22 protein-coding genes are annotated in these 22,405 nt (G+C 71.6%); 13 read left to right on the forward strand and 9 right to left on the reverse strand.

The features are described from left to right. Window positions 1–14 precede the first annotated feature (14 nt). Window positions 15–587 carry a peroxidase-related enzyme gene (locus Q2K20_RS00185; RefSeq protein WP_096906562.1) on the reverse strand — a complete coding sequence of 191 codons (573 nt, stop codon included), beginning with the start codon at window positions 585–587 and terminating at the stop codon, window positions 15–17. Window positions 588–692: 105 nt separating this feature from the next. Next, window positions 693–1,103: a PPOX class F420-dependent oxidoreductase gene (locus tag Q2K20_RS00190; RefSeq protein ID WP_067718824.1), complete on the reverse strand. Its 411-nt coding sequence runs from the start codon at window positions 1,101–1,103 to the stop codon at window positions 693–695. Between the two features lie 149 nt (window positions 1,104–1,252). On the opposite strand from Q2K20_RS00190, the gene Q2K20_RS00195 reads away from it, so the two are divergent. Continuing rightward, window positions 1,253–2,662 (forward strand): MBL fold metallo-hydrolase, encoded by a 1,410-nt coding sequence (locus tag Q2K20_RS00195; RefSeq protein WP_317176498.1) that lies wholly within the window; start codon window positions 1,253–1,255, stop codon window positions 2,660–2,662. On the opposite strand, the gene Q2K20_RS00200 is transcribed toward Q2K20_RS00195, so the two are convergent. Beyond that, on the reverse strand, window positions 2,623–4,509 hold the full coding sequence (locus Q2K20_RS00200) for an N-acyl-D-amino-acid deacylase family protein (RefSeq protein ID WP_410494215.1): 1,887 nt from the start codon (window positions 4,507–4,509) through the stop codon (window positions 2,623–2,625). The genes Q2K20_RS00195 and Q2K20_RS00200 overlap by 40 nt on opposite strands. Before the next feature lie 125 nt (window positions 4,510–4,634). On the opposite strand from Q2K20_RS00200, the gene Q2K20_RS00205 reads away from it, so the two are divergent. Continuing rightward, window positions 4,635–6,029 (forward strand): MFS transporter, encoded by a 1,395-nt coding sequence (locus Q2K20_RS00205; RefSeq protein ID WP_317176499.1) that lies wholly within the window; start codon window positions 4,635–4,637, stop codon window positions 6,027–6,029. An 86-nt stretch (window positions 6,030–6,115) separates the two neighbouring features. Continuing rightward, on the forward strand, window positions 6,116–6,583 hold the full coding sequence (locus tag Q2K20_RS00210; protein ID WP_119193318.1) for a hypothetical protein: 468 nt from the start codon (window positions 6,116–6,118) through the stop codon (window positions 6,581–6,583). Window position 6,584: 1 nt separating this feature from the next. On the opposite strand, the gene Q2K20_RS00215 is transcribed toward Q2K20_RS00210, so the two are convergent. Beyond that, window positions 6,585–7,226, reverse strand: a complete 642-nt coding sequence (locus tag Q2K20_RS00215) for a DUF1707 domain-containing protein (protein WP_069389580.1) — start codon at window positions 7,224–7,226, stop codon at window positions 6,585–6,587. Window positions 7,227–7,375: 149 nt separating this feature from the next. Between Q2K20_RS00215 and Q2K20_RS00220 the strand changes: the two genes are divergently transcribed. Together Q2K20_RS00220 and Q2K20_RS00225 are read left to right on the forward strand one after the other, a co-directional pair. Further along, a complete protein-coding gene (locus Q2K20_RS00220; RefSeq protein ID WP_235027733.1) occupies window positions 7,376–7,876 on the forward strand; it encodes a carboxymuconolactone decarboxylase family protein in 501 nt (166 codons plus the stop codon). Further along, the gene (locus Q2K20_RS00225; protein WP_119193320.1) at window positions 7,873–8,826 is read left to right on the forward strand and encodes a sigma-70 family RNA polymerase sigma factor; all 954 of its coding nucleotides are present in this window, start codon (window positions 7,873–7,875) and stop codon (window positions 8,824–8,826) included. The genes Q2K20_RS00220 and Q2K20_RS00225 overlap by 4 nt, the downstream gene beginning before the upstream one ends. A 5-nt stretch (window positions 8,827–8,831) precedes the next feature. Here Q2K20_RS00225 and Q2K20_RS00230 read toward each other — a convergent pair whose 3' ends face one another. Continuing rightward, window positions 8,832–9,185: a VOC family protein gene (locus Q2K20_RS00230; protein ID WP_119193321.1), complete on the reverse strand. Its 354-nt coding sequence runs from the start codon at window positions 9,183–9,185 to the stop codon at window positions 8,832–8,834. Between the two features lie 89 nt (window positions 9,186–9,274). On the opposite strand from Q2K20_RS00230, the gene Q2K20_RS00235 reads away from it, so the two are divergent. After that, entirely contained in the window at window positions 9,275–10,651 is a 1,377-nt protein-coding gene (locus Q2K20_RS00235) for a TrkH family potassium uptake protein (RefSeq protein ID WP_119193322.1), read from the forward strand. Next, entirely contained in the window at window positions 10,644–11,324 is a 681-nt protein-coding gene (locus tag Q2K20_RS00240) for a potassium channel family protein (RefSeq protein ID WP_269503548.1), read from the forward strand. The genes Q2K20_RS00235 and Q2K20_RS00240 overlap by 8 nt, the downstream gene beginning before the upstream one ends. A gap of 88 nt (window positions 11,325–11,412) precedes the next feature. Here the strand turns inward: Q2K20_RS00240 and thiE are convergent, their stop codons facing one another. Together thiE and thiM are read right to left on the reverse strand one after the other, a co-directional pair. After that, the gene (gene thiE / locus Q2K20_RS00245) at window positions 11,413–12,126 is read right to left on the reverse strand and encodes a thiamine phosphate synthase (protein WP_317176500.1); all 714 of its coding nucleotides are present in this window, start codon (window positions 12,124–12,126) and stop codon (window positions 11,413–11,415) included. Next, on the reverse strand, window positions 12,123–12,929 hold the full coding sequence (gene thiM, locus Q2K20_RS00250; protein ID WP_372509942.1) for a hydroxyethylthiazole kinase: 807 nt from the start codon (window positions 12,927–12,929) through the stop codon (window positions 12,123–12,125). Before thiM ends, thiE begins: the two co-directional genes overlap by 4 nt. A gap of 167 nt (window positions 12,930–13,096) precedes the next feature. Here thiM and Q2K20_RS00255 point away from each other — a divergent pair, with 167 nt between their 5' ends. The 3 genes from Q2K20_RS00255 (at window position 13,097) to Q2K20_RS00265 (ending at window position 16,268) form a co-directional block, all read left to right on the forward strand. Next, window positions 13,097–14,125 (forward strand): LLM class flavin-dependent oxidoreductase, encoded by a 1,029-nt coding sequence (locus Q2K20_RS00255; protein WP_069389385.1) that lies wholly within the window; start codon window positions 13,097–13,099, stop codon window positions 14,123–14,125. 93 nt (window positions 14,126–14,218) lie between these two features. Then, complete coding sequence (locus tag Q2K20_RS00260; protein WP_119192763.1) at window positions 14,219–15,421, forward strand: fatty acid desaturase family protein; 1,203 nt, start codon at window positions 14,219–14,221, stop codon at window positions 15,419–15,421. A 22-nt stretch (window positions 15,422–15,443) separates the two neighbouring features. Further along, complete coding sequence (locus Q2K20_RS00265; RefSeq protein ID WP_069389384.1) at window positions 15,444–16,268, forward strand: thioesterase family protein; 825 nt, start codon at window positions 15,444–15,446, stop codon at window positions 16,266–16,268. Between the two features lie 123 nt (window positions 16,269–16,391). Here Q2K20_RS00265 and Q2K20_RS00270 read toward each other — a convergent pair whose 3' ends face one another. Beyond that, a complete protein-coding gene (locus Q2K20_RS00270; protein ID WP_317176501.1) occupies window positions 16,392–18,047 on the reverse strand; it encodes a DEAD/DEAH box helicase in 1,656 nt (551 codons plus the stop codon). 247 nt (window positions 18,048–18,294) lie between these two features. Here Q2K20_RS00270 and Q2K20_RS00275 point away from each other — a divergent pair, with 247 nt between their 5' ends. Continuing rightward, on the forward strand, window positions 18,295–19,851 hold the full coding sequence (locus tag Q2K20_RS00275) for an adenylate/guanylate cyclase domain-containing protein (protein WP_227022203.1): 1,557 nt from the start codon (window positions 18,295–18,297) through the stop codon (window positions 19,849–19,851). A gap of 6 nt (window positions 19,852–19,857) precedes the next feature. On the opposite strand, the gene Q2K20_RS00280 is transcribed toward Q2K20_RS00275, so the two are convergent. Further along, a complete protein-coding gene (locus Q2K20_RS00280; protein ID WP_067718862.1) occupies window positions 19,858–20,592 on the reverse strand; it encodes an LmeA family phospholipid-binding protein in 735 nt (244 codons plus the stop codon). Window positions 20,593–20,678: 86 nt separating this feature from the next. Here Q2K20_RS00280 and Q2K20_RS00285 point away from each other — a divergent pair, with 86 nt between their 5' ends. After that, window positions 20,679–21,239 carry a type 1 glutamine amidotransferase domain-containing protein gene (locus Q2K20_RS00285; protein WP_067719144.1) on the forward strand — a complete coding sequence of 187 codons (561 nt, stop codon included), beginning with the start codon at window positions 20,679–20,681 and terminating at the stop codon, window positions 21,237–21,239. A gap of 13 nt (window positions 21,240–21,252) precedes the next feature. Beyond that, window positions 21,253–22,266, forward strand: coding sequence for a glycosyltransferase (locus Q2K20_RS00290; RefSeq protein ID WP_119192759.1), 1,014 nt, complete (start codon window positions 21,253–21,255; stop codon window positions 22,264–22,266). The last annotated feature ends 139 nt before the right edge of the window (window positions 22,267–22,405 follow it).

A 22,405-nucleotide genomic window follows, 5' to 3' on the forward strand; every position in this document is an offset into this window, starting at 1 on the left:
CCGAGCAGAACTGACTACTTCTGCCGCGGCACCCGGCCCATGAGGTAGAACTCCGGGTTCGGGCGCATGTCGGTGGCGTTGGCCAGCCGGTTGCTCAGCCCGAACAGCCCGGTGATCGCGGCGATGTCCCACGCGTCCTCGTCGTCGAGGCCGTGCTCGTGCAGGGCGGCGAAGTCGGCGTCGCCCAGTTCGTCGGAGTGCAGGTTGACCTTGGTCGCAAAATCGCAGATCGCCCGCTCGCGCGGCGTGAGGTCGGCCTTGCGGTAGTTCACCGCCAGCTGGTCGGCGAGCATCGGCGCCTTCTTGACGATCCGCAGGATCGCCCCGTGCGCCACCACGCAGAACAGGCAGCTGTTCTGCCCGGAGATGGTCACCACGATCATCTCCTTGTCCGCCTTGGACAGGTTGCCCTCGCGCTCCATCAACGCGTCGTGATAGGCGAAGAACGCCCGCGACTCGGCGGGGCGGCGCCCGAACATCAGGAACACCTCGGGCACGAACCCGGCCTTCTCCTGCTCGGCGAGGATCCGCTCGCGCAGGTCATCGGGCAGGTCGTTGAGCTCGGCGAGGGGATAGCGGTCCGACATGGAGGTCTCCGGGGCGTAGACGGGCGAGGGGTCGCCTCAGCGTAGGACGCACGCGGGATCGCCGGACGCGTTCAGCGGGCCCTCCCCCGCGCTCCCCACCTGCGCTCAGGACTCGCGGAGCTGACCCCACACGTGGACGTGGTCGATCTCCACCCACGCGTCCACGCGGGCGCGGTCGCGCACCGGGTACGGCTCGCCGGTGTAGTGCGTGCTCAGGGCGTCGATGCCGGACAGGTCCGGGTCGTCGGCGATCTCCACGACCCGCCCCTGGATGCTCGCGTGGGTGTACCAGTCCTCGGACGCGATGACGGACAGTGCCACCCGCGGGTCGCGCCGGAGGTGCTGCAGTCGCACGCGGCCGGCGTCGAGGTTGAGGTGGATCCGGTCGCCCTCGACCAGCCGGTACCAGGTCGGCACGGTGACCGGGGAGCCGTCCTTGCGCAGCGTCGCCATGACGGCCGGGTTGGGTGCGAGCAGGACGGCGCGGGTGTCGTCGTCCAGGTGGGAATCGGTCACGGCGGGGATCCTTCCATCGGCGTTGCGGTTCGCCCCCAGTGTGCGCTGCCCGACCGCGACGGCGCACGAACCGGTCGGTAGCCAGATACCCCGCAGGGTTTTACGGTGGCTGATGTACCTGTTCCCCCAAGGAAAAAGGACACAGCACGATGCTTTTCGAACGCATCTATGACTACGACCTGGCCCACGCCAGCTACTTCATCGGCTGCCAGAGCAGCAGCGAGGCGATCGTCGTGGACCCCAGCCGCGACCTGCGGGCCTATTTCGACATGGCCGACCAGCACGGCATGGGCATCGTCAAGGTCACCGAGACCCACATCCACGCCGACTACCTGTCCGGCACCCGCGAGCTGGCCGCCGCGACCGGCGCCACCGTCTACCTCTCCGACGAGGGCGGTGACGACTGGCGCTACGGCTTCGAGGGAGAGCGGCTCCGCGACGGCGACACCATCGAGCTCGGCAACGTCCAGCTCAAGGCCGTGCACACCCCCGGCCACACGCCCGAGCACCTCATGTTCCTCGTCACCGACGGCGCGTTCGCCGACGAGCCCGGCTACGCGCTCACCGGCGACTTCGTGTTCTGTGGTGACCTCGGCCGACCGGACCTGCTCGACGAGACCACCGGCGGCAACGCGTCGAACGACGAGGACACCCGCGTCGACAGCGCCAAGCAGCTGTTCGCCAGCCTGCGCGAGCGCTTCCTCACCCTGCCCGACCACGTCCAGGTGTTCCCGGCCCACGGCGCGGGCTCGGCCTGCGGCAAGTCCCTGGGGGCCTTGCCGTCCAGCTCGGTGGGTTACGAGCGGAAGTTCGCGTGGTGGCCCGAGTACGTGGAGAACGACGACGAGGAGGGCTTCATCTCCGAACTCCTCGACGGCCAGCCCGACGCGCCGGCGTACTTCGGGCGGATGAAGCGCGAGAACCGGGACGGCCCCTCCGTGCTCGGCAATCCCCTACCAGAGCTGCGGGAGCTGCCCGCCGAGGAGGTGGCCTCCGGCATCGACTCCGGTGACCTCGTCGTCGTCGACCCCCGCCCCGCCGACGACGTCCACGACGGCACCGTCGAACGCGCCATCAACCTCCCCGCCGGCCAGGCGGGCACCTACGCCGGCTGGGCGATCGACCCCGAGAAGGACACCCGCGGCCTGGTGTTCCTCGCCGAGGACGCCGAGGAGGCCGACGAGCTGCGGCGCCACGTCATCCGGGTGGGGGTCGACACCACGCGCGGGTACGTCACCTCCACCGACGGACTGCCCACGTTCCACCCGGAGACCGTCGACCCGAAGGACCTGGAGTCCCACGAGCACGCCATGGTGCTCGACGTCCGCGCCACCTCCGAGTACTCCGACGGCCACGTCCCCGACGCCACCCAGCTGCACGGCGGCCAGGTGATGTGGGAGCGGGACGAGCTCCCCGACTCGGGGAAGATCGTCACCTACTGCCAGTCCGGCACCCGCAGCTCGGTCGTCGCCAGCTCACTGCGCAGCGTCGGCTACGACGTCACCGAGCTCGAGGGCAGCTACTCCGCCTGGGAGGACGCCGGGATGCCCACGGAGTGACCGGCCGGCCGTGGCGCCGCCACCGGGCGCGGCCCCACGGCCTCGCCCGAGGGGAGGAACCGGCCCGCCGCGAACCTCCGGCCGTAGCCCTCGGCGAACTGACCGTCGGACCACACCACGTGGCCGCCGATGATCGTCGCCGCGACCGCCCGGTCGTTGCGGTTGACCATCCGGCGGATCCCGCCGAACTCGTCCATGGCCTCCTCGTGGTACTCGAGGGACTCGCCGTCGAGCCCGGACGGGTCGACCACCACCACATCGGCCCGGGCGCCGACCTGCAGGCGCCCGGCGTCGAGGCGGTAGAAGTCCGCCAGCTCGCCGGTGAGCTTGTACACGGCCTCCTCGGTGGTGAGGAACGGCGCGCCCTTGAGTTGTGCCTGGTGCACGCGCTCGAGCAGGCGGATCCCGAAGTTGTAGAACGCCATGTTCCGCAGGTGCGCGCCGGCATCGGAGAAACCGATCGTCACACCGGGAGTCCGTGCCAGCCGGTTGGCGACCTTCTCCCGCGCGTTGGCGATGGTGGTGGTCCAGCGGAAGTCGGTGCCGTACTCCACCACCAGGTCGAGGTAGGCGTCCGCCGGGTGGAGCTTCCGGGCGCGCGCGACGTCGCCGACGGTCTGGCCGACCAGTGACTCGTCGGGGCAGGCCACGATGAGCGCGTCGTCGAAGTCCCGGTGCCACACGCGTGGGCTGAAGCGCTTCTCGAAGTCGCGGCGGAACCAGCGCCGGTAGCTCTCCTGCTCGAGCAGGTCGGTGCGGGCCATCTCGTCGACGAGGTGCAGTGCCTCGCGGCCGGAGCCGAACTCCTCGAACACCACCAGGTCGATCCCGTCGGCCCACACCTTGAACGTCGTGGGCAGGTGCTGCCACACGAACTTGCCCTTGCCCAGCGTGTTGGCAGCAAAGGCGATGGGCCGGAAGATGCGGTTGACCCACGGCTCGGCCAGCGTGTCGGCGGCGGCCAGCAGGGAGACACGCAGGGGCTTGCGGAACAGCCCGGTGCTCGTGGCGGCGTAGAAGGCCACGTCGACCTTGGTGTTGAGGTTGGGTACGCCCTGCAGGACCCGGTCACGACGACGAAGAAGACGGCTGATCCGCCGGAACTCGCCCCACGAGGCATGCGTGGAGGGCAGCGTCCGTGAGCGGTAGCGGTCACCGTCCATCTTGTCCCACGGATTGGTCATGGTGGACACGCCCAGGAAGCCCTCGTCGAGAGCGGCGTTGATGCGACGGTCGATCTTGCGCAACTCGTCGCGGCTGGGGGACTGCGTGGGGTCGGTCGCCCGGCCCAACCCCATCACCGAGGCGCGGACGTCGGAGTGGCCGAGGAACGACGCGACGTTGGGCCCCAGTGGCAGGTCCTCGACTGTGCGCCGCCAGTCCGCCGGCCCCGACCAGGTCTTCTTCTGCTCGAGCGCCTCGAGCACCGAGTCGCGGGGCAGGGCCTCGACGCGGCTGAACAGGTCGGCGACGTCGACGGTGCCCGAGTACACGCCCGAGATGGAACAGTTGCCCACCAGGACGGTGGTCACCCCGTGGCGGACGGACTCCCCCAGGCCCGGGGAGACGAGAAGTTCGACGTCGTAGTGGGTGTGGGTGTCCACGAACCCGGGTGTCACCCACCGCCCCTCGGCTTCCACGACCTGTGTGCCGGGCGAGACGGGCAGTGGCGCAGGGCTAATCGCGGCCACGACGCCGGCCCGGATCCCGACGTCCGCGCGGACACCGGGGGCGCCGGTGCCGTCGAAGACCGTGCCCCCGCGGATGACGACGTCGAAGTCCGTCCCACCCGGGCTGGCGTTCTCCGCGTTCTCGGCGTTTTCAGCGCGATCGGCGTTCTCGGTGATGCTCACGAGGAACTCCTCTTGATGTGATGTGGAACACAGCTACCCGCAGGTTACTCGGACATTCGTCCACGTCCAGCCCGGGTTGGCACCGGGCTGTGTCGGGGTCGCCGAGTAGCGTGGCCGCCATGACGACCCGCACGGAGCGCCTGGACGGTCTGCCGTTCACCCGCAAGCACCGCAAGTTGCTGCTCGGCTCGGGCGTGGGTTGGGCACTCGACGCCATGGACGTCGGCCTCATCTCCTTCGTCATGGCCGCGCTGGCCGTCCACTGGTCGCTCTCGCCCACCGAGCTGTCCTGGGTCGGGTCCATCGGGTTCGTGGGGATGGCGATCGGCGCCGCCCTCGGCGGACTGCTCGCCGACAAGATCGGTCGACGCCAGGTCTTCGCCGTCACCCTGCTGGTCTACGGCCTCGCCACCGGCGCGGCGGCCCTGTCGACCGGCATCGCCATGCTCATCGTGCTGCGGTTCATCGTCGGCCTCGGCCTGGGCGCCGAGCTGCCGGTGGCGTCCACCCTGGTCAGCGAGTTCGCGCCCCGCCGGATCCGCGGCAGGGTGGTGGTGATCCTCGAGGGGTTCTGGGCCGTCGGCTGGATCATGGCCGCCCTCATCGGCTACTTCGTGGTGCCGGTCGGCGACGACGGGTGGCGGTGGGCCCTGGCCATCGGGATCATCCCGGCCGCGTACGCGCTGGTCGTGCGATTCGGACTGCCCGAATCTGTGCGCTACCTGGAATCGACGGGCCGCGTCGACGAGGCCGAGCGGATCGTCCGCGACTACGAGGCGTCCGCGGGGGTCGAGCCGCCGGCCGCGCCGTCCGGGCCGTCCGCGTCGGCGCCCGCTCATGCCGGCGCCGACGGGGCCACGCCCTCTCACGCCGGGGCCGCGTCCGCCTCCGCCGGCGCGGCGCTCGCATCGCCCGCCGAGTCCGCCGAGTCCATCTGGTCCGCGCGCCTGCGTAAGCGCACCGCCGCTCTGTGGGTCGTGTGGTTCGGGATCAACTTCTCCTACTACGGCGCCTTCATCTGGCTACCCAGCCTGCTCGTCTCTCAGGGCTTCGATCTGGTGAAGTCGTTCGGCTACACGCTCATCATCACCCTCGCCCAGCTGCCGGGGTACGCGGTGGCGGCGTGGCTCATCGAGATCTGGGGTCGGCGGGTCACGCTCGCGGTGTTCCTCACCGGTTCGGCGGTGGCGGCCGGACTGTTCGGCCTGGCGGACTCCCCGGCCACGATCATCGCCGCCGGCATGGCGCTGTCGTTCTTCAACCTCGGCGCGTGGGGAGCCCTGTACGCGATCGGCCCGGAGCTCTACCCCACCTCGACCCGCGGGTCCGGCACCGGCGCCGCGGCGGCGTTCGGGCGGATCGCCTCGATCATCGCGCCACTGCTCGTGCCGCTCCTGCTCGATCTGGGCGACACTGTGATGGTCTTCGGGGTCTTCGCCGCGGCCTTCGTCGTCGCCGCCCTCGCCGCCTTCACCCTTCCCGAGCGCAAGGGCGTCGCACTCGAGGACACCTGAGCCCGAGGACACCTGAGCCCGAGGACACCTGACCGCGGGCGTCCGGCGCGGATGCGGTGCGGCCCCGCGGATGTGACGATGGCGCGGTGACCACTCGCGTGATCGGCGCACTCGTTGCGGTTCTCGGCCTGCTCGTGGTGCTCGGCGGGATCCTGCTGGGCAGCATCGGCGTGTCCACGGGGGGCTTCGTGCAGCGGGTGGACTGCGGGACCTACTTCAGCCCCGACTACACCGAGGCTCGCGACAAGGACAACGCCCTCACCTCGCTGAGCTGGAAGGACCTCCTCCGGGGAGAGCGCCCCCAGCCGAGCACGGAGGCGCAGGAGGCGTGTGATGCCGCGCTCGCCCAGCGCCGGGTCCCCGTGCTGGCCTCCCTGGGGATCGGCGCGACGATCGTGGCCGTCGGCGTGGGGATGGGGCTGTTCCCCGTGGTGGCCACTGCCCTGGCCAGGCGTGATGAGGCCGACCGCATCGGCGGGCGGAACAGCGGCACTAGCGGTGGGGGCAGTGGCACCCGCGCGGGGAGCGGTGGCCCACCGAACGCGACCGGGTAGGTCAGTCGCGGTTCTCCCGCCCGTCACCCAGCTCACGGATCCGCTCGGTCGCCGCCCGCAGCCGCTCCTCGCGCGCTTTCTCGTCGGCCTTCTTGAGCTTCTCGTACGTCTTCTCGTCGGAATCCGTGTAGCGCAGCACGAGCCGGGGGAGGCCCAGCGTGAGAACCAGCGAAGGCCACACCATCCACGCGTACTGCCAGTCCACGATGATCTGCAGGACGAGGAACGTGATGAGCGTCAGTCCGATCACCACGCCGTCGAGCGACTCGACCAGCTTCCCGCGCCTGCGCAGGTCCTCCAGGTCGGCGTCGGTGCCGCGGGTCGCGGGCGCCCCGGCGCCTGTGGGGGACCCCGGCGACAGGGCGGACGAAGTCGACGAGGACGACGACGAGACCTCCAGCTCGCCACCGGTGGCAGTGGCCGACTGCACGATCATGCCGTCGACCGAGGTCAGCGGCGTCCCGCCGGGCAGGTCGACGAACGAGCCGCGGAGCTGGCCGAGGGTGCGGGACGCGGCCACGTCGCCGGACCGGGCGTGGAACTCGGCGTCGTCGAGCCGGCCGGACGCGTAGTGGTCGCCGAGCGCCATGAGGGCGTGCAGCCGCTCGGAGTCGGAGAGCAGCAGGTCGTCCGGGTCGGTCATGGGCTCAATGCTAGAACCGCTAGGCCCTCGATGACATAGGGGAACGCCCCGATGCGCCCGGCGGGGTGCCGGTGGCTTTCCGGGCTGGGGCGCGGGTCCGGCGTGGCGACTCGGTGTCACACTTCGCGGTGCTCGTGCGTCGAAGAGGCATGAGCACACCACGACGCAGCACCGAACAGCGCAAACAGGTCAGCGCGGGCGCGATGGCACCCATGTTGGCACTCGAGGCCTACTCGCGGGCGCGGGTCTCCCGGGAGGACAGCCACCTCATCCGGCTCCGCGTCTCCGCGGTGAACGGCTGCCGCTATTGCCTGGCCATGCACCGACGCGATGCCCGCAGGGACGGCTGGAGCGGCACCCGGATCGCGGTCTCCGAAAACTGGCACGCCCACGCCGACGAGCTGTCCCCGGCCGAGCGGGCGGTCCTGGCGTTCGCGGACGCCGTCACCCGCATCGACGGTGAGGACTCCGTGCCCGACGAGCTGTGGGACGAGGTGGTCCACCACCGGGGCGAAGGTGGGGCTGGACAGCTGGTCATGGAGATCGTCACGATCAACGCATGGAACCGGATAGCGATCGCCACCCGCAAGGACCTGGCGACGCTGCGCGGTCTCGTCCCGAGCGACCTGGAACCGGCGACCCGGCCATGACCGTGGCCCCACCCGCGACCCCCGTGGCCGATGGGGCGGCGCCGGTGGCCGACCGTGCCGCAGCCAGTACGGCCAGCACGGCCGGCACCGCGCTGGCGGACCGCGCCGCGCTGGAGCAGGTGCGGGGCCGACTGCTCGGGGTGGGCTACCGCATCACCGGGACCTGGGCCGACGCCGAGGACGCCGCTGACGAGGCACTGGCGCGGTGGGTGGCGCTCGATCCGTCGTCCGCGCCCCGGAACGTCGACGCGTGGCTGACCACCGTGGCGACGCGGCTGTGTCTGGACCGGCTGCGCAGGCGCAAGCGGGAGGACTACGCGGGCGAGTGGCTGCCCGAGCCCGTCGACACCGCCCTGCTGCCGGCGGACCGGGCCGAGCGCCGCGACGATCTGCGGATCGCCGTGCTGCTGGCCTACGAACAGCTGGGCCCGGATGAGCGCGCGGCGTTCGTCCTTCGTGAGGCGTACGACCTGCCCTACGCCGAGATCGCCGACACCCTGGGCGCGGCTGTGGCCACCGTCCGCCAGTGGGTGAGCCGGGCCCGGCACCGCCTGGAGTCCGACCTGCGTCCACCCGAACCCGCCTCGGACGCGGTGATCTCGACCCTGGTGGAGGCCGTCCTGGCCGGCGATCTTCCGCAGACGATCGCCGCCCTCACCGCCGATGCCCGCGTGATCTCGGACGGCGGCGGCAAGGTCAATGCCGCCCGGCGGGACATCGTGGGGGCCCGTAAGTGTGCGTACTTCCTCATCAAGGCCACGGAATTCTCGGGCGGGATGATCGCGCCCGTCGAGGTCAACGGCGAGGTCGCGCTGGCGGTCCTCGCCCGCGGGGTCCTGCGGGTGGCGCAGGTCGGCGTGGTCGACGGCCAGATCTCACGCCTCTACTTCCACAGCAACCCGGACAAGCTCACCCGGCTGGCACTGCCCGAGGGGTTCGCGCCGGCCTGACGGTTCTAGGCTGGCGCCGGCACCCACATCGCCATCTCGCTCCCGCCGGGCTCACGGAAATGGAAACGGCGGCCACCGGGAAAGTCGAACGGCCCGAACGTCACCATGCCACCGGCGGCCTCGACCTGCTCGCGGGCCTCGTCGAGGTCCGGCACGCGGATCACCATGAGCGGGGCGGGGGACTGCTCGTCGTCGTCCCCCTGCACGCCCACGTCGATGCCCCCGCCGACCAGGCATGCGTACGACTCCCCGTACACGGTGGGTTCCCAGCCGCAGACCGTCGCGAGGAACTCGCTCGTGGCGGACATCGAGGTACTGGGGAACTCGACCAGCGTGATTTCGAGAGGGATCCGTGGCATACCGCCGACGTTACGAGTGTTGACGCCGTTCAGTAACGACTTCGCGCACCAACTGTGGCCGACGCGGCGGTCGGGATTACCCTCGCGGCATGGTCTCGACGATTCCGGGGGTCCTGTCCTCAGGCGCGCAGGCAGCCCGGGCGTTCACCTACAGTTCCCCGGCCCGCTCGGCGCTCCTGGCGTTCGCCGCGGCGATCGCGGTCTTCACGGTGCTGCTGATGATGCCCTGGGCCACCTCCTCGGGAGAGCACGCACACCTGCACGACGCGGTGTTCACCGCCACCTCCGCCGTGTCGGTGACCGGCCTGACCACCGTCGACACCGCGACCCACTGGTCCACGGCCGGGCAGGTGGTGATCCTGGCGGGCATCCAGGTCGGTGGCCTGGGGATCGTCACGATCTCCTCCCTGTTGGCACTCTCGGTGACCCGGCAGTTCGGGGTGCGTACCCGGCTGCTCGCCCAGACGGGCGTGTCGGCGGGTGGACTGGGCGAGGTCCGATCATTGATCAAGACCATCGTCGTCTCGTCCGCCCTGGTGGAACTCGTGATCGCGCTCATCCTCGCGCCCCGGTTCATCGCCCAGCAGGGCACGTTCGGGGACGGGCTGTGGCGCGCGGTGTTCTACGCGGTGTCGGCGTTCAACAACGCCGGGTTCGTCCTCCACCCCGACGGCCTGGCTTCGGTGGCCGACGACCCGGTCGTGTTCTGGGCGCTGATCTGCGCCGTGTTCCTGGGCAGTCTGGGTTTCCCCGTCCTGTTGGTGCTGTGGAAGCACCAGTGGCACCTGGGACGCTGGAACCTCCACACCCGCCTCACGGTCGAGGTCAGCGTGCTGCTCATGCTCGTCGGCGCCCTCGGGTTCGCCGCGCTCGAGTGGAGCAACGGGGCCACCCTCGGTGGCGAGGGCGTGGTCGACAAACTGCAGCACTCGGTGTTCGCCTCGGTGATGATGCGCTCCGGGGGTTTCGCCATCATCGACCCCGTCGACACGACGGCGTCGACCATGCTCATCACCGACGCCCTGATGTTCGTGGGGGGCGGTTCGGTCTCGACCGCCGGCGGCGTCAAGGTCACCACCCTGGCCGTCATCTTCCTGGCCTTCCTCGCCGAGGCCCGGGGCCGGGAGGACGCCACGGCACACGGGCGCGCGCTGCCCACCTCGTCGATCCGGGTCGCGGTGTCCGTGGCCGGGATGGGGCTCACGCTGGTCGCCGGATCCGCCCTGGCCCTGATGATCCTCACCGGTGAGGATCTCGGACGCCCCCTGTTCGAGTCCATCTCCGCCTTCGCCACCTGCGGGTTGAGTTCAGGTCTCAGCGCCGAACTCGAGCCGGCGGGGGTGTACCTTCTGTCCGGGCTGATGTTCGCCGGACGAGTCGGCATCATCACCTTCGCCACCGCGCTGACCATGCGAGCAAAGCGGACCAGGTATCGCCTACCCACAGAGAGGCCGATCATTGGCTGATCGCACCCGTCGCCAGTCCCCAGTCCTCATCATCGGCCTGGGCCGGTTCGGCGTCTCCCTCGCCACCCAACTCGTCGGCCAGGGCCGGGAGGTCCTCGCGGTCGAACGCGACCACGGACTCGTCCAGAGGTACGCCGACTCCCTGACCCACGTGGTGGAAGCCGACGCCACCGACCTCGAGGCGCTCCAACAGCTCGGGGCCCAGGACTTCTCCACCGCCGTCGTCGGCGTGGGCACCTCGATCGAGTCGTCCGTGCTGGTCGCGGTGAACCTCGTCGACCTGGGGATCGACCAGGTCTGGGCCAAGGCGATCAACCAGGCCCACGGCAAGATCCTCACCCGCATCGGATGCGACCACGTGGTGTTCCCCGAGCACGACGCCGGCGTCCGCGTGGCCCACCTGGTGGCCAACCAGATGATGGACTTCATCGAATTCGACGAGGACTTCGCCATCGTCAAGATGCGGCCACCGCGGGACGTCATCGGCAAGTCGATCGACTACTGCCACCCGCGCAAGCGTCACAAGGTCAACATCGTCGGCATCAAGGCCCCGGGCAGCCCGTTCCAGTACGCCCAGCCGGAGACCATCATCGGCGCGGACGACGTCATCATCGTGTCCGGCCACGTCCGCGATCTGGAGCGGTTCGCCGACTTCTCCGAGCGCAAGAGATAACGAGCGCCACGCGCCCGTGGGCCGGGTCGGACCTGCGCCCCGGGCCCGCATCCTGCACCCGTGCCCGGTCCCTGCACCCGTGCCCGGATCAGCGGCGTGCGGCGTCCCAGCGGGCGAGCAGGTCGGCGGCCGCGGCCCGCGGGTCGGGGGCGGCCATGATCGACGAGACCACGCAGACCCCGTCCAGCTCGGTGGCGGCCAACCGCGCGACGGTCAGGGGCGTGACCCCGCCGATGCCCACCGCGCGGATGCCCGCGTCGGCGACGCCGGTGACGCCCCCGGGTCGGCGGTACGAGTGCGCGGCCCGGGCCAACCGGTCCGCACCCTCGGGACCGAGCGCCTCGGCGGTGTCGGTCTTGGTGGCCGTCGACCACACCGGGCTCACCCCGATCACGTCCGGCGCCGGTCCCGGCCCCGTCATCGCAGCCGCCAACTGCGCGTCCGACTCGATCGACAACCCGAGCATCAGCCCGTCCGGCAGCGCCGCGCGGGCCGCCGCGAACGGCACGTCCCGCTGCCCGATGTGCAGGTGCAGCCCCAGCTCCCGCGCGACGTCGAGACGATCGTTGACGAACACCGGCACGTCACGGCCCGTCTCGGTGCACGCCCGCGCGACGGACTCGGCGACGGCGGCGGCGTGTGTGGCGAACTCGTCGTCGTCGCACTCCTTGTCCCGCACCTGGACCACACCCACCCCGCCCAGCACCGCCTCGTGGACGATCCCCGGCACCGCGTCGCGCCCGCCGCCCAGGTGGGGGTCGGTGACCAGGTAGAGCCGCCAGTCGACGCCGGCGCCGCTCACGCCTCCGACACCGTGACCAGGCCCGCGATCTCCTCCGGGGTCAGCGTGTACAGGGCGTCGAGCCACGCCACGGCGAAGCTGCCCGGGCCCGCCGCGGTGCGCGCGGCGACCGTCCCCGCGGCGCCGGCGTGGGCGTGAGCGGCGACCACCGCGTCGTGGTCCGCGATCCCGGCCGACCGCGCCGCCCCGAGATAGGCCGCCGTGAGCGCCCCGAGGGCGCAGCCGGTGCCGATGACCTTCTGCAGCAGCGGGTGACCCGACTCGACCCACGTGGTGCGGGTGGGAGGCGCGGCCTCGCCGAGGTGGCCGGGGCGCTGGGTGACGACGAGGTCCCGCGGCCCCGTCACGGCGACCACGGCCCCCGACCGGGCCGAGAGGTCCCGGGCAGCGGACTCGGCGGCGAGGACGTCCTCCGTGGAATCCACGCCCCGGCCGCCCGCTCCCGTGCCGGCGAGCGCGATGGTCTCCGACGCGTTCGCCCGGATCGCGGCGGGCCCGGCCTCGAGCCAGTCGGTGGCCAGCCCCGTCCGCAGGACCAGACCGCCGACCGCCACCGGGTCCAGCACCCACGGGGTGCCGGCGGCGCGGGCGGAGGCGATCGCGGCGTGCATGCCCTCGACCTGCTCGGCCGTCGGGTTGCCCACGTTGATGAGCACGCCGGAGGCGATGGCGGCGAAATCGGAGGCCTCGTCGGGGTGGTCGACCATCGCGGGCGCCGCCCCGGCGGCGAGCAGCACGTCCGCGGTGATCTGCCGGACCACCGAGTTGGTCAGGCAGTGCACGAGCGGGCCGGTCTCGCGCATGACGGTCACGAGGCGGGCGAGGTCGATGGGACGGCCGGCGGGGCTGTCGGGGCTGTCGGTGGGGCGGTCAGCGGGGCGGTCAGCAGCGGGGGACATGCCCCCCAGTCTGCCGCCCCCGCCCGGGCGCCAACAGGAATAGCCTGCCGGGGGCCCGGGTTGCACGGGGCATGACCTCCCCCGAGACCAGCTCCCCCCAGTCCAGTGCCGCCCTGCCTCTGTCCGTCATCGACTTCGCGACCGTCCGCCCCGGCCAGAGCATCGGGGAGGGACTGCGGGATTCGGTGGCGCTGGCGCAGAAGGCGGAGGAACTGGGCTACGAGCGGGTCTGGTACTCCGAGCACCACAACATGCCGTCCATCGCCTCCTCGGCGCCGGCGGTACTCATGGCGCACATCGCCTCGCAAACGGAGCGGATCCGGCTCGGCTCCGGCGGCGTGATGCTGCCCAACCACTCGCCGATCGTGATCGCCGAGCAGTTCGGCACCCTCGCCGAGCTACACCCCGGACGCATCGACCTCGGCCTGGGGCGCGCCCCCGGCACCGACCCGCAGACCCTGCGTGCGCTGCGCCGCGAACCGTCGGCGGCGGAGAACTTCCCCGACGACGTCCGCGAACTGCAGGCGTTCCTCGGCGACTCGCCCTCCGACTTCGCCCGCACGCGCGGGATCGCGGCCATCCCCGGGCGGGGCACCAAGGTGCCGCTGTACATCCTCGGTTCGTCCCTGTTCGGCGCGCAGCTCGCCGCCGCCTACGGGCTGCCGTACGCGTTCGCCTCGCACTTCGCGCCCGACGCCCTCGAACAGGCCTCGCAGGTTTACCGCGAGCGCTTCCAGCCCAGCGAGCAGCTGGCCGAGCCGTACATGATCGCCGCCGTCAACGTGGTGGCCGACGACGATACCGAGCGGGCCGAACGCGAACTGCAGTGGTACCGCCGCCAGCGGGTCAAGCTCATGGCCGGCCGCGGACGCGAGTTCTCCGACGAGGAACTCGACATGATCATGGAGTCCGCCGGCGGTCGCCAGATCCTGCACATGATCCACTACACGGCGGTCGGCGACGGGCCGGCGGTGCGCGAGTACCTCACCGACTTCGCGCGCACGGCGGGGGCCGACGAACTGATGATCGCGCCGGTGGGATCGACGGTCGAGCGGATCCACGGCTCCCTGGAAGTGTTGCGCCGCGCCTGGAGTGACTGACGCCGGTCGGATCGGGTGCCCTTGATCACGAAAGCAGGGCGGCCGGACCCGCAGCCGTAGCCGCGGGCACCCGAACCGGCCTATCCTGAACTCATGGCGATCTCCGATGTCGGCGAATACGCCCACCTCAGCTCCGATCAGATAGAGGAGCTCGGGCGGGAGCTCGACGCTGTCCGCGCCGAGGTCATCGCCTCCCGCGGTGAGCGCGACTACCGCTACATCCACAGCATCATCAAACTCCAGCGAGGCCTGGAGTTCGGTGCCCGCGCGCTGCTGTACCTCGGCGCCCGCAACCGCACCGTGTGGGCCCTCGGGACCGGCACACTCGCCGTGGCCAAGATCCTCGAGAACATGGAACTCGGCCACAACATCATGCACGGCCAGTGGGACTGGATGAACGATCCGGAGATCCACTCGACCAACTGGGAGTGGGACCTCGTCGGCAGCTCCGCCGACTGGAAGCACACCCACAACTACCTGCATCACAAGTACACCAACATCGTCGGCATCGATGACGACGTCGGGTTCGGTGTCCTGCGCGTGACCCGGGACATCCCCTGGGAGCCCCGGTTCGCCGGGAACATCCTCGTCAACGCCGTCCTCATGCTCGGCTTCGAGTGGGGCATCGGCCTGCAGGCGGTCGACACGGCCGACGCGTTCGACCGCGACGCGTCCCCGGCCGACCGCCGCCGGGCCCGCGCGTTCCTGCGCAAGGCCGGCCAGCAGATCCTCAAGGACTACATCCTGTTCCCGGTGCTCGCCGGACCGAGCGGCCGCCAGGCCCTCACCGCCACGATCACGGCCAACATCATCCGCAATATCTGGACCAACGCCGTGATCTTCTGCGGGCACTTCCCCGACGGCGCCGAGAAGTTCACCCTGTCGGACATCGAGACCGAGACGCAGGCGGAGTGGTACCTGCGGCAGATGCTCGGCAGCGCCAACCTCGACGGCGGCCCGGCGATGAACCTCATGTCCGGCAACCTGTCGTTCCAGATCGAGCACCACATGTTCCCGGACCTGCCGTCCAACCGGTACTCGGAGATCTCGCTCAAGGTCCGCGAACTGTGCGAGCGATACGACCTGCCGTACGTCAGCGGGCCGCTGTGGAAGCAGTACCTGCAGTCGTGGCGCACCATCGCGCGGCTGTCCCTGCCGGACCGCTACCTGCGCCGCACCGCCGACAACGCCCCGGAGACCCGCAGCGAGAAAATGTTCGCCCTCGGGCCGCGCATGCCCGGCCTGGCCACTGCGCTGGCCGGGGTCCGGAAGGGACGCGCCCACCAGAGCCGCTGACCCCCGGTGACAGAATGACCGCATGTCGCTGACGAACATGTTGGAGGCCGCTGCGCGCGGCGGGACCGTCGAGGTCGAGCAGGGTTGGACGCAGGGCAGGGCGATCTTCGGGGGCCTGACCGGCGCCCTGCTGCTCGCCGCGATGAAGGGGTGCCTGCGCAGCCGGGACACCGGAGACGGCTCGGCCCCCGTCGTCCACCCACTGAGGTCAATCACCGTGTCGTTCATCGGCCCCGCGACGACCGGCCCCGTCGAGGTCGACGCCGAGATCCTGCGCGTGGGCTCCAACGTCGTCCAGTGCCAGGCGACCGTTCGGCAGGAGGGCGCGATCGTCGCGACCGCGCTGGCCGCGTTCGGCAAGCACCGGCAGTCGTCGATCTCGGTCGCGCCCGCCCATCCGATGCCGGCGCTGGGCGATCCGACGGCGATCGAGGCGTTCCCCTACATCGAGAAGCTGACGCCGGAGTTCTACCAGTTTGTCGAGCTGCGGCAGGTCGGCGGCCAGTTGCCGTTCTCCGGTTCCGAGACGGCCGACCTGTCCGGGTGGGCGTCGCTGCGCGAGACTCCGGAGCGGTTCGAGGAGGAGCACCTGGTGGTGTTGGCCGACGCGTGGCCGCCGGCTCCCATCCAGATGCTCGACGGGTTCGCGCCCGGCAGCAGCCTGACGTGGACGCTGGAGCTGATCGCCGAGGTGGGCCCGGAGGCGTTCCCGGCCGACTCTATGCTCGGATACGCCGCCGCCACCGATACCGCCCGTGACGGCTACGCGCACACCCACGCGATGCTGTGGCGGCCGGACGGCGAGCTGGTGGCGATCAGCCGGCAGACCATCACAGTCTTCGGCTGACCGGCGCCCCAACGCCAAAATCCGCTACCCGAAATCCGGATCGGCTAGTCCGATTGGAGTAGCCGATCCGGATTTCGAGTAGCGGATTTTCGGGTGGGGAGGGGAGGGGTGGCTCCCCTCGGGTCAGCCGGCGGTGCGGGTGGAGCGGCGACGCTGGTCGCTGCGGGGCCGCCCGGCCGCCTGGCCCACCGACTGGCGGGCGCCGGAGCCCTGGGTCGCGGAACCCTGGCCGGCCGAGCGCTGCCCGCCCGAGCCCCGGGTGCCGGAGCCCTGACGTGCGGAGCCCTGGCGGGGCGAACCGTGGGCGTCGGCGGTCTGGGGACGACGACGAGCGCCGCCGGTGCCGGAGCCCTGCTGATCACGGCCACCGCGTTCTGAACCACCGCGTTCTGAACCACCACGGCCGGCGCCGTCACGGCTCTGACCGCCGTGGCGGCTCTGACCGCCGTCACGACCCTGCCCGCCGCCGCGGCTCTGCTCGCCGTCGCGCCCCTGACCGGCACCGCGGCCCTGACGCTGCTGGTTCTGGTTCTGACGGCCCTGGCCGCGGCTGCGACGGGCCTGCCCGCGAACGGACTGGCCCTCGGCGCCGTCGTCGGACGGCACGTGCGCGGGCGGCTCCGGGGCGTCGGCCAACGCGACGGCGGCATCGGCGCCGATGGGCAGCTCGATCTCGCCGGCGGTGACCCCGGCCGCGCGCAGCAGCGACCGCACCTCGCGCACCTGGTCGGAGGTGGCGACGGTCACGACGGTGCCGATGGCGCCCGCGCGGGCGGTGCGGCCCGAACGGTGGACGTAGGCCTTGTGCTCGGCCGGCGGATCGGCGTGGACGACCAGCCCGACGTCGTCGACGTGGATGCCGCGGGCGGCGATGTCGGTGGCCACGAGCACGGTCGCCTGCCCGGAGGAGAACGCGTCGAGGTTACGCACGCGGGCGTTCTGCGACAGGTTGCCGTGCAGGTCCACGCTCACGACGCCGCGGCCGGTGAGCTGCTTGGCCAGACGCTTGGCACCGTGCTTGGTGCGGGTGAACATCACAGTCCGCGGGTGCGCCACGGCCAGGTCGGCCAGCGCGCGGACGCGGTCGTCGGCGTCGACGCGCACCACGTGGTGGGCGGTCGGGCCGGAGGTGGCGGTGCCGTCGTCGACCGAGTGGTCCACGGGATCGGTGAGGAACTTGGTGACCAGCTTCTGGACGCCGGAGTCCAGGGTTGCGGAGAACAGCAGTCGCTGCGCACCGGACGGGGTCGCCGCGAGGATGCGGGTGACGCCGGGCAGGAAGCCCAGGTCGGCCATGTGGTCGGCCTCGTCCAGCACGCTGATCTCGATCGAGTCCATGCGGCAGTGCTTCTGCCCCATGAGATCCTCGAGTCGACCCGGGCAGGCCACGACGATGTCGACGCCACGATTGAGCGCATCGACCTGACGGCCCTGGGAGACGCCGCCGAAGATGACGGTGGTCTTCAGGCCCATGGAGGTCGCCAGCGGCTCGAGGGTCTCGTTGATCTGCCGGGCGAGCTCACGGGTCGGCGCCAGGATCAGCCCACGCGGGGAGTTGCGGGCGCGGCGGCCGCCGGACGCGGCGAGGCGGGCGACCAGCGGGATGCAGAACGCGTAGGTCTTGCCGGAGCCGGTGCGGCCCCGGCCCAGCACGTCACGGCCGGTCAGTGCGTCCGGCAGCGTGGCCGACTGGATGGGGGTGGGGGTGGTGATCCCCGCGCTGCCGAGAACGTCGAGCAGGGGGGAAGGAACGCCGAGATCGGCGAAAGAACGTGACAAGGGAGAAGGCTCCGTACATAGAGAATGGCGTCTTGCCCGGCGCGCTCGCGGGGAGTCGCATCCACTTCGATGAGCGATGCGCCCGGTGCGCGACCACGGGGAGGTCGACAACCGCACGGCCCGAGGCAAGAGTGGTGCGGGCCGTCCGAGGACCACCCTACGCGTAGCGGGCCCCACACCCCAGCCCCGCGGCCCGGGTGTGACGAGGGCATCACGATCGCCTCCCCGTGGTGGCACGATACGAGGCGTGCGAATAGACCTGTCCCTGCTGCGTCGACCGGAACTGGGGTCTGTGCTTCTCGGCCGGGAGGAGGAGTCCGCCCGCCTGCGCGCGTGGCGCGTCCGGATCCTGCTGCTCCTGACCCTGCTCGCCTCCAACCTGGTGGGCGTCGCGGTGGCCGTGGTGCTGGTCTTCTTCGTGCTGCCGGGCCCGGCGGTGCTGTCGCGGGAGTTCCTCGTCCCCTCGGTGATCGTGGTGCCCGTCTACGTGACGATGGCGGTCATCGTGGGCACGATCTGGGTCACCGGTGCGGTCTACCGCCGCGTCCGGTGGTTCCTCGACGGCCGCGAGCCCACCGACCGTGACCGCGCCCGGACCCTGCGCCTGCCCGCCCGCATCACCCTCATCCAGGCCTTCCTGTGGCTGCTCGGCGTCGCGGTCGTCACCCCCGCGTACGGCCTGGTCGACCCCACGTCGATCCCGGTGGTCGGGTTCACCATCTCCTTCGCCGGCATGGTCGTGTGCGGCGCCGCGTTCCTGCTCGCCGACTTCGGCCTGCGGCCCGTGGCGGCGGTCGCACTGTCCACGGGCCGCGCCCCGCGGGCTCGGTTCCTCGGCGCCATGACGCGGCTCCGGGTGGCGTGGGCCCTGGGTAGCGGGGTGCCCGTCACGGGCCTGATCATCGTCGCGATCTACACACTCGCGGGCCGTGCCCTGTCGCTGGAACGCCTCGCCGTCGTCGTCATCGTCCTGGGTGCCACGTCCCTCCTGGCCGGGTTCCTCCTCATCTCCCTCGCGACGGGGTCGATGATCGCCCCGCTGCGCAGCGTCCGGTGGGCGATGCAGGACATCAGCGACGGCACGCTCTCTCGGCGCGTGGTGGTCTATGACGCCACGGAGCTCGGTGAGCTGCAGCGCGGGTTCAACGAGATGGCCTCGGGGCTGCAGGAGCGCGAACGGCTGCGCGACCTGTTCGGTCGACACGTCGGGCGCGAGGTTGCCGAGGCCGCGGAGCTCGACGATCCCGAGCTGGGCGGGCGCGACTCGCGCGTGGGCGTGGTGTTCGTCGACCTCATCGGCTCGACCGAGATGGCCGTGCGGTCCGAGGCCGGCGAGGTGGTGGACGTGCTCAACCGGTTCTTCTCCGTGGTCGTGGAGACCGTGGAGGAGTACGACGGCATCGTCGACAGTTTCCTCGGCGATGCCGCGCTCGTCGTGTTCGGCGCGCCCCGGTCGATGGCGGACCCGGCGACCGCGACCCTGGCCTGCGCGCGGGTGCTGGCCGAGCGCCTGCCCGCGCGGGTGCCGGACTGCCGCGCCGGCATAGGGGCGTCCTACGGGGACGTCGTGGCCGGGTACGTGGGCTCGGACGACCGCTTCGAGTACACCGTCATCGGCGACGCCGTGAACGAGGCCTCGCGGCTGTGCGAGCTGGCCAAGGAGCAGCCCGGCCTGGTGCTGGCCTCCGGCGTGGCGGCCGACGCCGCCGCGGAGTCCGAGCGTGGCCGCTGGCAGGAGGTCGGGTCCGAGGTCGTGCGCGGCCGCACCGAGCCCACGAGACTGTGCGCGCCGGCGCCCGACTGACCACCCCTAGCGCAGCACCACGTCACGCCCGCCGAGCATCACCTCGAGGCCGTCGTCGACCACGCGCGCGTCCTCGATCACCACTCCCTCGGGCAGTGAGGCCATGGTCGTGTCGACGGTGCCGGTGATGCCGGAGAACAGCCCGTCCGGCAGCGGGAACCCCAGCAGCGAGGTCTGCTGCGGCGTGAGCGTGAGCTGCCCGTCGTTCACCCCGGGCTGCACCCCGATCTCCGCGATGCCGCCGATGTCGGCGCGCAGCAGGCCGGCCGGTGCGTCGGGGCGCACCGAGCGCACCTCCGTCATGCCCGCGATCGGCGAGCCCTCCGCTGGGTTGCCCTCCGCGGCGGCCGCCGCGAGCTGGTCGGCGCTGAGTGTGGCGGTGCCGTCCGCGGACTCGGCGCGGATACCGCCGTCGACCTGCGAGACCGAGTAGCCGGTCACGTCGATCCGCGGCACGGTGGCGTCACCGGGGGAGGTCAGGCGGACCGTGCCCACGGCCTGCTGCGTGGCCAGGTCCCACAACACGGGGCTGGTCCCGAACTCCACGGACACCGGCGCCCCGAGCTCCGCCGACGCCTCGCGCTCGGCCCGGTCCGACAGGTACCAGCGCGCGCCGAACTCCGCGGCCACCACCAGACCCGCCAGAAGCAGGAGCAGCAGGACCAGCGAGCACCCGCACCCGCACCCACCGCGCCTATTGTCACGACGCCCTCTGCGGTCCATCCGATCTCGTCTGCCCATGGGGGTATCGTGCCGGACCGGAGCACCCGGGTCTACCGTCGCCGGACCGGTTGCGGCGCGGCGAGCAGGACCTCACGATCGGGATCATGACCGAGACACAGGATGCACTCACTGACACCCGTACCGTCGCCTTCCTCGTGGCCTCCGAGGGGATCGAGCGCGTCGAGCTCACCGAACCGTGGGACGCCGTCTCCGACGCCGGCTTCCGGCCGGTCCTCGTCAGCACGGAGGACGGCGAGGTCGGGCTGGTCGATCACCTCAGCCCGGCCGGCACCCGGCCCGTGGACCGCACGAGTGCGGACATCTCCGCGGCCGACGTGGACGTGCTCGTCCTGCCCGGCGGCGTCGCGAACCCGGACGCCCTGCGCGGGGACCAGCACGCGGTGACCCTCGTGCGCGAGATGGTCGAGGCTGGCAAGCCGGTGTTCGCGATCTGCCACGCGCCGTGGGTCCTCATCGAGGCGGACGTGGTGCGCGGCCGGAAGGTCACCTCCTTCCCGAGCCTGCGGACCGACCTGGTCAACGCTGGCGCGGAGTGGGTCGACTCCGAGCTCGTCAGCGACGACGGGGTCTTCACGAGCCGCCGGCCCGACGATCTCCCGGCTTTCTGCGAGGCGCTCGTCGGCGCCGCCCGGGGGTCGGCCTAGGGGCGACCGGGCGATGATCGGCGTGTACGTCCACAACCGTGGACGGGGGCACCTGCACCGGGTGCTGCCGGTCGTCGCCGCGCTCCGCGACCGGGGCGACGAGGTCACGATGCTCGTCACCGGCCCCTTCGACGACACCCAGCGTCCCCCCGGGACCCGCGTGGTCCACCTGCCGACAGAGCCGGACGCACGGACCGGGCCCGCCGCCGCGCACGCGGCCGGACCGCCGGCGCGGGACGAGATCACCCTCGCCGCCCGTCGTGCCGCCGTGGCGTGGATGGACCGTGAACGCCCCCGCGCGCTGTGGGTCGACGGCTCCCCGGCGATGTCGCTGGCCGCCCGCATGACCGGTACACCCATGGTGAGCACCCTTCCCCCGGGCGTGCGCGACGACGAACCGCATCTGCTGCGGTGCCGGGCGGCCGAGAGGCTCATCGCCGCCTGGCCGCCGGGCGTGCACCGCGAGACCGTGGCGCGGGCGGAGAAGCGGGTGAGCGAGATCGGGGGCGTCTCCCGGTTCGAGCGACGCGGACGCGAGGAGCGGGCTCGTCGTCGCCCCCGTGTCGTCCACCTCAACGCCTCCGGCACCGGCGGTGACCACCGCTTCTGGCGCGCCGTGCGGACCACCGCGGCGGAGCTGGGCGTGACGGACTGGGTGGAACTGGGCGGGCCCGACGGCGAGTGGCACTCCGACCCCTGGCCCGTGCTGAGCTCTGCGAACGTCGTGGTGACCGGCGCGGGTCAGGCGTCCGTCGCCGACGCGGCCTGCGCCGATGTGCCGCTGGTCGTCGTCCCCGGGAAGCACGAGTACGGCGAACACGACGCCACCGCCGAGGCGCTCGGCTCCATCCCCGGCGCGTCGGTCCTGCGCTACGGCGACGGCCCGACGGCGGTCGCGCGCGAGGTGCGCGCACAGGTGGACCGCGCCCTCGACGGCGAGGCCGCCGGGATCCGGTCGTGGTGGGGGGTGGACGGGGCGGCACACCGCGCCGCGGAGGTCATCCGGGCGACGACGACGACGAAGTAGGCCCCTTTTCGGGTGATCCACGCCACCCGGACCACGCCTAGGCGTTTTCTCACGATGCCATCACGAAGGCTGATAACTGCTGCACACATGCCGTCCCCGGGGGCGATACTTCATCTCACGGCCCCGAAAGTGCGGCGGG

It is taken from the genome of Dietzia sp. IN118 (assembly GCF_032905965.1).
Taxonomy (GTDB): domain Bacteria; phylum Actinomycetota; class Actinomycetes; order Mycobacteriales; family Mycobacteriaceae; genus Dietzia; species Dietzia kunjamensis.

Coding starts and splice junctions, on each gene's coding strand:
- Q2K20_RS00285 (WP_067719144.1), top strand. CDS start 20,679: ATGACCGAGACACAGGATGCACTCACTGACACCCGTACCGTCGCCTTC.
- Q2K20_RS00280 (WP_067718862.1), bottom strand. CDS start 20,592: ATGGGCAGACGAGATCGGATGGACCGCAGAGGGCGTCGTGACAATAGG.
- Q2K20_RS00230 (WP_119193321.1), bottom strand. CDS start 9,185: ATGCCACGGATCCCTCTCGAAATCACGCTGGTCGAGTTCCCCAGTACC.
- Q2K20_RS00215 (WP_069389580.1), bottom strand. CDS start 7,226: ATGACCGACCCGGACGACCTGCTGCTCTCCGACTCCGAGCGGCTGCAC.
- Q2K20_RS00255 (WP_069389385.1), top strand. CDS start 13,097: ATGACCTCCCCCGAGACCAGCTCCCCCCAGTCCAGTGCCGCCCTGCCT.
- thiM (WP_372509942.1), bottom strand. CDS start 12,929: ATGCGCGAGACCGGCCCGCTCGTGCACTGCCTGACCAACTCGGTGGTC.
- Q2K20_RS00225 (WP_119193320.1), top strand. CDS start 7,873: ATGACCGTGGCCCCACCCGCGACCCCCGTGGCCGATGGGGCGGCGCCG.
- Q2K20_RS00260 (WP_119192763.1), top strand. CDS start 14,219: ATGGCGATCTCCGATGTCGGCGAATACGCCCACCTCAGCTCCGATCAG.
- Q2K20_RS00290 (WP_119192759.1), top strand. CDS start 21,253: ATGATCGGCGTGTACGTCCACAACCGTGGACGGGGGCACCTGCACCGG.
- Q2K20_RS00220 (WP_235027733.1), top strand. CDS start 7,376: ATGAGCACACCACGACGCAGCACCGAACAGCGCAAACAGGTCAGCGCG.
- Q2K20_RS00195 (WP_317176498.1), top strand. CDS start 1,253: ATGCTTTTCGAACGCATCTATGACTACGACCTGGCCCACGCCAGCTAC.
- Q2K20_RS00235 (WP_119193322.1), top strand. CDS start 9,275: ATGGTCTCGACGATTCCGGGGGTCCTGTCCTCAGGCGCGCAGGCAGCC.
- Q2K20_RS00205 (WP_317176499.1), top strand. CDS start 4,635: ATGACGACCCGCACGGAGCGCCTGGACGGTCTGCCGTTCACCCGCAAG.
- Q2K20_RS00265 (WP_069389384.1), top strand. CDS start 15,444: ATGTCGCTGACGAACATGTTGGAGGCCGCTGCGCGCGGCGGGACCGTC.
- Q2K20_RS00185 (WP_096906562.1), bottom strand. CDS start 587: ATGTCGGACCGCTATCCCCTCGCCGAGCTCAACGACCTGCCCGATGAC.